The sequence below is a fragment of the Neobacillus notoginsengisoli genome (genome assembly GCF_003515685.1).
Taxonomy (GTDB): Bacteria; Bacillota; Bacilli; order Bacillales; family Cytobacillaceae; genus Bacillus_D; species Bacillus_D notoginsengisoli.
This window is the reverse complement of record NZ_QWEG01000013.1, coordinates 111,593-122,173: the sequence shown is the minus strand read 5'-3', so window position 1 is coordinate 122,173 and position 10,581 is coordinate 111,593. Positions and strand designations below refer to the sequence as shown.

12 protein-coding genes are annotated in these 10,581 nt (G+C 42.8%); 8 read left to right on the top strand and 4 right to left on the bottom strand.

The window, feature by feature from the left end:
- Positions 1 to 414 precede the first annotated feature (414 nt).
- Positions 415 to 579: a hypothetical protein gene (locus D1B31_RS24435; RefSeq protein WP_158587616.1), complete on the top strand. Its 165-nt coding sequence runs from the start codon at positions 415 to 417 to the stop codon at positions 577 to 579.
- A 122-nt stretch (positions 580 to 701) separates the two neighbouring features.
- On the opposite strand, the gene D1B31_RS19155 is transcribed toward D1B31_RS24435, so the two are convergent.
- Positions 702 to 1,400 carry a YhcN/YlaJ family sporulation lipoprotein gene (locus D1B31_RS19155; protein ID WP_118923436.1) on the bottom strand — a complete coding sequence of 233 codons (699 nt, stop codon included), beginning with the start codon at positions 1,398 to 1,400 and terminating at the stop codon, positions 702 to 704.
- A 191-nt stretch (positions 1,401 to 1,591) separates the two neighbouring features.
- Between D1B31_RS19155 and D1B31_RS19150 the strand changes: the two genes are divergently transcribed.
- Positions 1,592 to 2,251 (top strand): Dph6-related ATP pyrophosphatase, encoded by a 660-nt coding sequence (locus tag D1B31_RS19150; protein WP_158587615.1) that lies wholly within the window; start codon positions 1,592 to 1,594, stop codon positions 2,249 to 2,251.
- 177 nt (positions 2,252 to 2,428) lie between these two features.
- Positions 2,429 to 3,016: a CBO0543 family protein gene (locus D1B31_RS19145; RefSeq protein WP_240035348.1), complete on the top strand. Its 588-nt coding sequence runs from the start codon at positions 2,429 to 2,431 to the stop codon at positions 3,014 to 3,016.
- Between the two features lie 4 nt (positions 3,017 to 3,020).
- Here the strand turns inward: D1B31_RS19145 and D1B31_RS19140 are convergent, their stop codons facing one another.
- On the bottom strand, positions 3,021 to 4,130 hold the full coding sequence (locus D1B31_RS19140) for a M20/M25/M40 family metallo-hydrolase (RefSeq protein WP_240035350.1): 1,110 nt from the start codon (positions 4,128 to 4,130) through the stop codon (positions 3,021 to 3,023).
- A gap of 2 nt (positions 4,131 to 4,132) precedes the next feature.
- Positions 4,133 to 4,480, bottom strand: a complete 348-nt coding sequence (locus tag D1B31_RS24430) for a hypothetical protein (RefSeq protein ID WP_158587613.1) — start codon at positions 4,478 to 4,480, stop codon at positions 4,133 to 4,135.
- Between the two features lie 135 nt (positions 4,481 to 4,615).
- On the opposite strand from D1B31_RS24430, the gene D1B31_RS19135 reads away from it, so the two are divergent.
- The 5 genes from D1B31_RS19135 to D1B31_RS19115 all read left to right on the top strand — a co-directional run bounded on the left by D1B31_RS19135 (position 4,616) and on the right by D1B31_RS19115 (position 9,795).
- Complete coding sequence (locus D1B31_RS19135) at positions 4,616 to 6,031, top strand: vWA domain-containing protein (RefSeq protein WP_118923428.1); 1,416 nt, start codon at positions 4,616 to 4,618, stop codon at positions 6,029 to 6,031.
- Between the two features lie 235 nt (positions 6,032 to 6,266).
- Positions 6,267 to 7,925, top strand: a complete 1,659-nt coding sequence (locus D1B31_RS19130) for a Na/Pi cotransporter family protein (RefSeq protein ID WP_118923426.1) — start codon at positions 6,267 to 6,269, stop codon at positions 7,923 to 7,925.
- 315 nt (positions 7,926 to 8,240) lie between these two features.
- The gene (locus tag D1B31_RS19125; protein ID WP_118923424.1) at positions 8,241 to 8,360 is read left to right on the top strand and encodes a YjcZ family sporulation protein; all 120 of its coding nucleotides are present in this window, start codon (positions 8,241 to 8,243) and stop codon (positions 8,358 to 8,360) included.
- Between the two features lie 34 nt (positions 8,361 to 8,394).
- The gene (locus D1B31_RS19120; RefSeq protein WP_118923422.1) at positions 8,395 to 8,496 is read left to right on the top strand and encodes a YjcZ family sporulation protein; all 102 of its coding nucleotides are present in this window, start codon (positions 8,395 to 8,397) and stop codon (positions 8,494 to 8,496) included.
- 138 nt (positions 8,497 to 8,634) lie between these two features.
- On the top strand, positions 8,635 to 9,795 hold the full coding sequence (locus D1B31_RS19115) for a DUF4317 domain-containing protein (RefSeq protein WP_118923420.1): 1,161 nt from the start codon (positions 8,635 to 8,637) through the stop codon (positions 9,793 to 9,795).
- Between the two features lie 185 nt (positions 9,796 to 9,980).
- Here D1B31_RS19115 and D1B31_RS25240 read toward each other — a convergent pair whose 3' ends face one another.
- Entirely contained in the window at positions 9,981 to 10,544 is a 564-nt protein-coding gene (locus D1B31_RS25240; protein WP_420846132.1) for a YesL family protein, read from the bottom strand.
- Between the last annotated feature and the right edge of the window lie 37 nt (positions 10,545 to 10,581).

The following is a 10,581-nucleotide window of genomic DNA, read 5'->3' as shown; positions in this document are numbered from 1 at the left end:
ACCTCACGTACGGTTTGATGAGGGGGAACAGGAAAAGGACTTGCCCACTTGTCTGGCTTAGTAAGGTGGAACACCCTGAAACCCGAGGACAAGAAGGGCAAAGTCTAATTCCTGTTTTCTACTCTACAAGGAAATTATAAAATATGTCCTTGTGGAAAACTCAAAACAAGTTGGTGTAATCCAGCTCCAGCGCCTAGCCCCTCGAGGTCACAAGCCATTCCGGCCAAAAGGTTAAAGACCGAACCTTTCGTCCGGCTCGTCTTGTGCTTGTCGGGGCTAACCAAGGCGCTTGCGCATTTTGTTCTTTCATCATTTCTACTCCCAAAGTCGTAGTTATTTCCATCATAAAGGCCAATGTGTAAGCAATGGATACCCAGTAAGATGGGGATAACAAGAACAAGGGAGATGGAATGAATGAGATACGAACACATATATGTCATTGAAAAGCAGATGCAGTTTCAGGAGAAGGAATTTCGAACCCTGTACGACCAAAGCCGGAAAGATCGGTTTCCTATAACCAATCCATTCTATTGCAAAATGCTAGTTATCAAACAGCTGAGCGTATGCAATTGCAGCTAAATGGATTAGCAACATCCTTACTAAGAATAGGAATGCTCAGAAACTTGGTTGATACATGAACAACAGGAAGCCAGTAATGACTCTCTCCTGCATACTGGCTTTCAAATCTTTTGTGGGGAAGCTTACTGGTCTTGGAATATACCATTTACTGTTCTCCTAAAATCACGAACAATCCCAATTTGCCTATTATTGATGTCATCAGCAAATCGGTTCATCCTCATATAAAAGTCCGGATCAAAGGATAGATAAATTTTTTCGACACTCCCCTCGGCCTTCATTACTTGATTCGCTAAACTTTGGATAAATGATGCAGAAATCCCGGAATAAGAGGAATCCATTATGATTTTAGGATTACTGGTGTCTGTGGTATTGTGGACGCCAAAGACCTTTCCTTGATTGTCTTCGAGTGCCAACCCCTCTATGCTGCCGCCGCCAATTCCAGTGCCGCTGTATTCGCCTGTTTTCGTACCGTCCCCATGCCCGTGGTAACCAGGATTTACAAGTGGGCCGGTATTTTTGTCTCCATCCTCCTTATGATTTGTGCGGTACCCTTGAGCCCGCATGCTCTGAGCATCATTTGGTCTTATTGCGACATAGGCGTCAGTGTTGTCGACGATGACATGGGCACTTTGGACTTCTGCAAGGCGCTCCACCGATCGGGCTGCTTTCTGGGACACTTTTACTTGCCGATTCTCGCCAATTTTATTGGTATTTAACCTGTTTATCCCAGCTTTGCTGCCATTAAAGCTGTTGTCCGTTCCACATGCCCCCAATGTTAAAAGAAATAGGCAAACTAGTAAGGCTTTCTTTGCTTTCCTCATTTACTATCACTCCATCTCGGTCGTTAGAATTAGTGTGGGTTAGTGAAAGGGAAAGTATGCCAAATGTAATGAGGCGAGTTCTGGGAAAAGCCGAGAAAATCTATTAGCGCGGAATACTAATTATGCAAAATAAAAGGTTTTCTCCTGCTATGATAGAAGAAACACTTAAAAAGGATAAGAGGGGGAGTAAAATGAAGGAACGGATTGCGATATCTTGGAGCGGCGGCAAGGACAGCGGCTTCGCTTTATATAAACTTTTGCAAAAAGGAACGTATATAGTCGATTCATTATTTACGACCATAACGGAAGAATACAGCCGGGTCAGCATGCATGGCGTCAGGGAATGCTTGTTGGAAAAGCAGGCGGAAAGCTTGGAGCTCCCATTAAGAAAGATGTACATCCCGAAGGAATGCCCAAACGAAGTGTATCAGCTGAGATTTGATGAGTTGCTGGAATCGCTGAAAAAAGAGGGAGTTACTACTGTGATGTTCGGCGACATCTGTCTGGGGGATGTCAAGAAGTACAGGGAAAGCCTCATCGAAAACCACGGTCTGAAAGCAGTTTTTCCGCTTTGGGGATTAGATACGGAAGATCTTATTCAGGAGTTTATCTCACTCGGCTTTCAAACGATCACAACATGTGTGGATACAGAACAGCTGTCCAATAAATTCCTTGGCAGGGTGCTGGATGCGGATTTTATGAAAGAACTGCAGGCAAAAGCGGATCCATGCGGTGAAAATGGCGAATACCATTCATTTCTCTTTGACGGGCCGCTGTTCAAAAAGAAAATCGATTTCACAGTCGGCAGAAGAGTGGAAGAGGGGCGGTTTCATTTTTGTGATCTGGAATAAATGCCACTAGAAACCACAGTCTTTAAGACTAGATTTGCAAAAAAGTTAATGTCACGGTTTTGCTCTGCCATTTTGTTGCCTTTTTACGGCGATGAAAATATATTACACCTTTTAGGATATTCTAAACATAAATGGATTGAGGGAAAATTTTGGAGCGATTGAAAAAATGTTAGAAAAGTGTTTGGTGATGACATGATTCTTAAAGGTATGGTTTTACTGCTTATACTAGCAGGAGCTTTAGGCTGCTTGGTTATCATTCGGACCGATTGGAAACGGTACGGATTCCTTTATTTGGCCAGTGCCGTGTCAGCGAATGTATTATGTTATGCCTTTGTATCTAGTGGTTTCTATTCGTATCCCAATAATGTCCTGCACGGGGATGCATTGATTCCTTATGGGCTTGTTTCGACCGTTTTTCCTTTCCTAGTCCTGTCCGGGGTAAGGTATAGCCCGGAAAAGTGGATTTGGAAAATCCCTTTTTATTGGGCTGTTGTGCATCTTGGTGTATTAGGCGAGGTAATCCTTAGGCAAACATCCTTCTTTGTATTTGGCCCGGAGTGGGATTTATGGGATAGCTACACATTGTGGTGGCTTTTCTACTTATTATTCGAACTTTTGGGAGGGAAGATTGTCCCTGACAACGTAAGGCGGCCGATCAATGCAAGCTCTTTCAGATATGGCAAATGGGCTTGGATTGTCTTACATATCATTGTGATTTCAACCATTTTTTTGGCCGGGATTTATGTGGGGAAAACGGTTTTTTAAACTTCTATTTTGCCCCTTCCTTCATCACCTCAATATAAAACTTAATCGCATTCACATAGTTGTCCACGCTGACACGCTCGTTCGTTCCGTGCATTCTGTTCAGGTCCTCGGAGGTGATTTGGACGGGGAGAAAGCGGTACGTGTTTTCGGACACCTTGTCGTAATGCCTCGCATCGGAGCCAGCGAACATGAGATAAGGCGCGATGACGGCCTCGCTGTACACATTCCGGGCGGCCTGCTGGATCGCTTTAAACTGCCAGCTGTCTATGGAAGAAACGCTGCTTGCTTCATTGCCGCTGACTGTAACGTTGATTTCATCATCTTCGATTGTTTTTTTGATGAAGCTTTTGACATCGTCCAGTGAGTCGCCGGGCATGAGCCGGAGATTGATGAGTGCTGATGCTTTTTCAGGCAGGGCGTTGTATTGTTCGCCAGCCTGGAAGATGGTCGGTGCAATCGTTGTCCGGATTAGAGCCGCTGATGCCGGCTGGCCGAGCAGGATTTTTTCAATGATTGGCTCAAAAATGAATTTATTCGCAAAAACGTATTTCATCCCAAGGTTCATTTCCGGCGCGACGAATTCGAACAAATCCTCGCCTGGTCCTTTTAAGTCTCCTTTAAACTGGGTTTCCTCCAATTTCGCTATGGCACTTGCAATTCGGCCAATATTCGTGCGGTTTTTTGGCTGAGACGAGTGGCCCCCGCTGCCTTCGATCGTCAGTTCTGCAGTTGCCGAACCTTTCTCTGAAATCCCAACAACTCCGACCGGCTTGTCGACGCCAGGAACCATTTCTTCCACTATGGCGCCGCCTTCGTCGAGGACGAATTCGAACGTGATACCCCTTTCCTGCATCAGGTCGGCAATTGCCAGGGCGCCTTCATTCCCGCCGATTTCTTCGTCAAAGCCGAACATGAAGTACATATCCCGCTCGGGCTTGAAGCCCTGTTTTAAGAGCTGTTCGGCTGCTTCAAGCATACCGATGACGCTGATTTTGTCATCGAGTGTGCCCCTACCCCAGATTTTCCCTTCTACAACCGCTCCGCTGAACGGTTGCTGTTCCCAATTTCCTTCTGTTCCGCTCAATACTGGAACGACGTCATAATGGCTCGTCAGTCCTATTGGCTTTTTGCCGGAATCAATGCCTTTCCATTTATAAATAAGGGCATAGTCATTAACCTTTCCAGCTCCAGCTGTTCGTGGACAGCGGGGTAGTTCTTTTGCAAAAAAGAAATAAATTTTTCGAATTCCTTGAAATCGAATTTGCTGCGGTCCTGGTAGGAAATTGTTCTGTAGGTGATTGCTTCGGATAATCGGCTGACTGCTAAATCCTCGTCGATTGTTTCAGTCGATGGGTTGGGTGCGGGCTGCTTTGATTTAATCGTGAATGTGTTTATGCCGGTAAGGAGGAAAAAAAGTCCGAGAAGGCTAGCGAGTGATAACAGAACAACTTTCTTTTTTTGCAAAACAATCCCCCCATTTCTTGTATCTCTTTATAAATAAATTCCATAAAGGAACAGGTTATCCCTTTTATTATTTGAATATTTTAACAGGTTCGGGTTTAATGAGAATAATAACCAACATGAGGGAAGGGGAAAGTGATGAAACGAGCGAGACTTATTTTCTTACTATTATTGACTGCGTTGCTTCTCATTGGCTGCCAGGAGAAAGAAGAATTGAAGGCTGTTTCCAAGAATGAGACGAAAGGATGGATTGAACCTGGGAAGACCATTTCTATATCAGAAGAAGTAGAACTGCCGAAAACGACTGCGAAAGAGTACATAGAAGCAGAAAAAGGCGAACTTTATACGAAGTTCATAGAAAGCAAGGAGTTTTCGGAAGATAAAGAAGCAATTGAAAAAGCGAACGCGGATGCGGTCGATGCTTACTTTGCACAAATCAGCAAGAAAAAGACGAAGAACTGGGATGAAAAGAAGTGGGCGGAGTCGATTACTTTCGCTCTGCGGGCTAGCTATAAGGATGTAGCTGAGGAAATGGAGAATTACGAGGTGGTTTACGAGAAACTGAGATTGCCGGACGGCCGCCTCTTGGAGGACATCAGCATGGACGAGATTACAAAGGAAGAAGATAAATCCGTTAATGTTGTGTTGGTGATTGATTCAAGTGGCAGTATGAAAGCGAAAATTGGCGGCGAGAGCAAGATGGCCCTTGCCAAGAAGAGTATTGAAAGCCTGGCAAAAGAGCTTCCGGAATCGGTGAATGTTTCGCTGATTGCTTTCGGGCATCAGGGGTCGGGAAGCGATGCGGATAAAGCCAAGTCGTGCAGTGCAGTCGAATCGATGTATCCGTTGAAGGCGTATGAAGGTGCTGCTTTCGGGGCTGCCTTGAATAAATTCGAGGCTGTTGGCTGGACGCCATTGGCATCGGCGATTACAATGGCGAATGAACAATTGGGCGCGGTCAGCGGCGAGAATACAGAAAACTTTATTTATGTCGTCAGTGACGGAATCGAAACGTGCGATGGCGATCCGGTTGCTGCTGCTAAAAAGGCAGTCGCGGACAATAATAATGTGAAGATTAATATTATTGGCTTTGATGTTGATTCCGAGGCTGACAAGCAGCTGAAAGCGGTAGCCGAGGCTGGAGGCGGGGAATATTCTTCCGTCAAAACAAAACAGCAGCTTGCGGAAATCAAGGATGTCTGGAAAGAAGCCGTCAACATCAATACGTGGAGATGGTGGGCGGTCCATCGCTTTGCCGATAACGTTTGGACGACGCTCGACCACAACAATGCAGTTGGAAAGATTAACTCTAAATATTTTACAATCTATAAAAACGAGGATAAGAGAATCAGGGCAGCTGTCGACCGGCTTAGAGATGAAGGGTTGATTGATTCAAAGGGACAAAACGGAATCACCCAAATTATTAGAGACCGAGACGACAAAATCCAAACCTACATGAGCGACATAAACTCAACTAAACGAGACGAAATCAAAACCAAATCCGACGAACTATCCGAAAAACTTGACGTCATCAAGAAGCAGGTAGGACTTTGATGCAGGGGACGGTTCCGCTGCTTCATTCGGTCCCCGAATGAAGCGCTGGAACCGTCCCCTTGCTTATGTTTAATAAGCCTACCCTTTGGAATTTATATTTATCCCTATTTCGAATGTAAAGTTAATGTAAAGAGATTGTTAAATTTCCTTCGTATGCCTGTACTTTCGTTAACAAACATTTAATAATTGGGTAGATGTAGAAGTTTGTCGTATTTTTTGGACAGGGGTGTAATTATTGGAGATTAATTGGCAAGAAGTCCTCTTTATGTTCATTGGTGGACTGGGGATTTTTCTTTTTGGAATTAAATCAATGGGGGATGGCTTGCAGAAATCCGCGGGGGATCGGTTAAGAACCATCCTTGATCGGTTAACGACGAATCCATTGATGGGGGTGCTGGCGGGGATTTTTGTTACTGGTGCGATTCAATCAAGTTCGGGGACAACGGTCATCGTCATCGGGCTTGTCAGCGCAGGGTTCATGACGCTGCGCCAGGCGATTGGTGTCATCATGGGCGCCAATATCGGGACAACCGTCACAGCCTTCATCATTGGGATTGATATTGGTGAATATTCTCTGCCAATTGTAGCAGTTGGTGCTTTTTTGCTCTTCTTTTTCAAAAATAACAAACTCAATCACCTTGGCCAGGTTGTTTTCGGCTTCGGTGCCTTATTCTATGGACTAGAACTGATGGGGGACGGTATGAAGCCTCTCCGTGAGCTCCAGACCTTTATCGACCTAACTCAGAGCATGAGTGACAACGCGTTCCTAGGTGTTGTTGTTGGTACGATTTTCACGATTATCGTTCAAAGCTCAAGTGCGACCATTGGAATTTTGCAAGGTTTGTATTCTGAAGGGCTTGTCGATTTGCAAGCTGCGCTTCCGGTTCTATTTGGAGATAATATCGGGACAACCATAACCGCTGTTCTGGCTTCTATTGGTGCTTCAGTAGCGGCAAGGCGCGCTGCTTTGGTCCATGTGATGTTTAACGTGATTGGAACCATTATATTTATGATTTTACTTACTCCATTTACGGCGTTTGTTGCATGGCTTGATCAGATTCTGAATTTGAATCCCGCAATGCAGATTGCTTTTGCGCACGGAACATTTAATGTGACGAATACGTTAATCCAGTTTCCGTTCATCGCACTACTCGCATTAATTGTGACAAAATTGGTCCCTGGTGAAGATGTTGAGATTGAGTTTAAGCCGAAATATCTTGATCCTCATTTAATTGAACAGTCACCATCCATTGCGCTTGGTGCTGCGAAAGAAGAAGTCATACGGATGGGGCATTTTTCTGTCCAGGCCATACAGGAATCATACAACTATCTGCAGACGAAAAGTAGAAAGAATGCGGAAACTGCTTATCAACTCGAAGATGCGATCAATAATCTGGATAACAAGATTACTGAATATCTTGTCAAAATGTCGAGGTCTTCTCTGTCGGCTCAGGAATCAGAAAGCCATTCATTTTTAATTGATATTATTCGTGATATTGAACGCATTGGGGACCATTGTGAAAATATACTGGAACTTGTGGAATACCAGGTCGCAAACAAAGTGATTTTGACGGAAGAGGCCATGGCTGACCTCGTTGAAATGTTTGAATTTACGATGGAAACCGTCCTACAGGCGATTCATTCCCTTGAAAAAAATGATAAAACAATCGCACATACAGTTGCTGAAAGAGAAGAAGTCATTGATTCGATGGAACGAAAATTCCGCAAAAAGCATATCTTGCGGTTGAACGAAGGGGTTTGCACGGCCCAGTCAGGCATTGTCTTTGTGGACATCGTTTCCAACCTAGAAAGGATTGGCGACCACTCCGTCAACATCGCAGGAACAGTGCTTGGCATCCATAAACATGAACACCACACAGCAGCCCGGGATTAATAATCCCGGTTTTTTTTGTGCGGAAAATTTCTTGTTTTAGGTAACTCGTCCAAACCGTTTTGTACGGATTTGAATAACTTATAAATGAAAGGTGAACCTCTTTCAGACCTCCACCGTGCATTACCTTTAAGTCACCTCATTAAAGAGAGAAGCATTGATGATTCGGGCTTCTCTTTTTATTTTTCCCCTGTAAAGTCAAATAGGACAAACGTGGAATTTATTTAAAAAAGTGACTGTGTCCAAACTATTTTGCTATACCTACATATTATTTAATAGAGAAATACCAATTCTCTTCTATCTAAGGTGGTGATACCTATGGGCTATGGATGCTATGGTTACGGTGGCGGCTACGGTATGGGTTCAAGCTTTGCATTAATCGTCGTATTGTTCATTCTCCTCATCATTATTGGCGCGACCATTTGGTCCGGATATTAATCAGTATTTTTGAACGGAAAGGAGGTGGTAAAAGATGTCTGGAGGATATGGCGGAGGGATGAAAATGTCATTCGCGCTAATTGTTGTTCTGTTCATTCTGTTAATCATTATTGGCGCTTCTTTTATGGGATACTAATCTCCCGAATCAAATAACATTTTCAAAAGGCTGTCCCAAACAAGTTTTGGGCGGCTGTTTTTTTTGATGCATTTGCACATCCTGATTCTTTCTATTTTTCAGTCCCGGCATTATAATCAGGGATGGGAGTTGAGACGAATGAATAAAAAAGACATCGCGAATATTCGAAAGCAGTTTAAGTTGGATAACTATAACTTAAAGCTTGGGGAAATTTTTAATGTGTATGTGAAGAAGGAGACGGGCGAGGTTTACCATCATGTGAGCCAGCCGTTTGAAATGCTCGAGCAGGAAGCACAGGAGTTGTTTCTGGACAACTTTAAAAAGGTGTTGACCGGCCAGCTTGATGCGAAATTGTTTGAGTTGAAGTTCCAGCCTGATATTGAAGGCAGTACGCAGACAATCCTTTATGAGGGACTTCAAGCTGATATAACGGATGACTGGAAAGAAAACATGCTGAGCATTGTTAAGAAAATGTTCGCGCAATCAGCTAATGAATTTGATACGGTGGTGACGTTCATCCGCGGCGAATACCGAAAGGCTTCAAAAAAGCGTGAGTTGGATTCAGAATTGGGCGGGGATGATGAGGTTTATGCAAGCAAATTTATCCTCTGTAGCGTCAATAAAACCGATCAGCCAAAACGGGCGCTGACGTTTGATTATATCGAGAAGCAATTCAAATCACATCATTTCCTTGATCCGATTATTAATCTCGCATCGCCACTGTCCGGATTTTTATTCCCGGCGTTTACTGACAATGCCGCAGACGTGAACCACATTCTTTACTGTGCCGGCAAAGTCAATCAGCCGGATGGAAGATTTATAGAAGAGGTTCTAAACTGTGAAGAAATCATGACGGCTAAGGAAGACAAGGACTGCTTTGAACTCATTTTGAAAAATGTGATTGGGGATGAAGTCGATTCAAAGGTTATTTCCAATGTGTACGAGGAAATTGACCGCAGGGTGCAGGAAAACGAGGAAATGGAAGAAAGCGAAGTTCCGAAACTGGATTCCCGGGACGTTGAACATATTTTGACAGCAAGCGGTGTTGAAAATGTTGACTCTGCAAAAGTGGAGCATGCCTTCAAAGCGATTATCTCCGATGAAAAACACGAATTCAAGGCGAGCAGCCTCGTCCCAAAGTCGATCAAAATTAATACGAAAATAGCGGATGTAACTGTAAACCCGAAAGACTTGAAAAATATTAAATACATTACGTATAATGGCAAAAAGTGCCTATTGCTAGAAGTCGATGAAGATGTTGTTGTGGAAGGGTTCAGGCTGGAGTCGGAAGTTCTGTAGATTAATTAAGATTCCCGAAAATGCAAGATAGTATTTAAATAAAAATAACAGTCGCCCAGGCCATAAAAGCCATGGGCGATTATTTTTAGCCTTCTTCAGACTATTTTAATGGGAATCAGGTTTTATCTTGCTGTAACAAATGCAGAGGAAAAATATAACAAAAAAGAGTAAATAAATAATAATAACTATAAATTTTTGTTAGTTTTTTTACTAACGTTTTCAAAAGACTTATGGCAGATAAAATAGATAAGATGGGCAAAAATACTAAATAGAAAAAGACAAAAAAATGGCTGGAGGTAAATGATAATCCCAAATAAGCTAATGAAAAGACAATTTAAAAGAGTATATTGAAGCTGGCTTATCGAATAAATAATTGAAAACTTATAAACTTTGATGATTGAAATATCATAGTGAACAAGAACTGGTATTAAATAAACTGACATTAACAAGAACCCTAAACAAAGAAAAACCAATAAATAAAAAAGAATGGTAGATGAGATTTCTAGATTAATCAAAAAATACAGGTAAATCACGAAACCAATGAAAATCCAAATAAAACCGGTTATAAAGCTTTTAAAAAAGTTTGATTTAAATTGATAGAAGAATTCGCCAGCAATATTGGCTAGCTCCTCCTTCATAGTCCACTTTCGGATAATAGAAAACATCGCGGAGGTCGAAGGAAAAATTGTTATTATCGGCAAACACATGATAAGCCAAATTATATTAAGGAAAAAGTATTTGGAGAACATCTCCATAATACGATGGAATTTACTGTTTATAATCATC

Coding starts and splice junctions, on each gene's coding strand:
- D1B31_RS24435 (WP_158587616.1), top strand. CDS start 415: ATGAGATACGAACACATATATGTCATTGAAAAGCAGATGCAGTTTCAG.
- D1B31_RS19155 (WP_118923436.1), bottom strand. CDS start 1,400: ATGAGGAAAGCAAAGAAAGCCTTACTAGTTTGCCTATTTCTTTTAACA.
- D1B31_RS19150 (WP_158587615.1), top strand. CDS start 1,592: ATGAAGGAACGGATTGCGATATCTTGGAGCGGCGGCAAGGACAGCGGC.
- D1B31_RS19135 (WP_118923428.1), top strand. CDS start 4,616: ATGAAACGAGCGAGACTTATTTTCTTACTATTATTGACTGCGTTGCTT.
- D1B31_RS19125 (WP_118923424.1), top strand. CDS start 8,241: ATGGGCTATGGATGCTATGGTTACGGTGGCGGCTACGGTATGGGTTCA.
- D1B31_RS19120 (WP_118923422.1), top strand. CDS start 8,395: ATGTCTGGAGGATATGGCGGAGGGATGAAAATGTCATTCGCGCTAATT.
- D1B31_RS19115 (WP_118923420.1), top strand. CDS start 8,635: ATGAATAAAAAAGACATCGCGAATATTCGAAAGCAGTTTAAGTTGGAT.
- D1B31_RS25240 (WP_420846132.1), bottom strand. CDS start 10,544: ATGTTCTCCAAATACTTTTTCCTTAATATAATTTGGCTTATCATGTGT.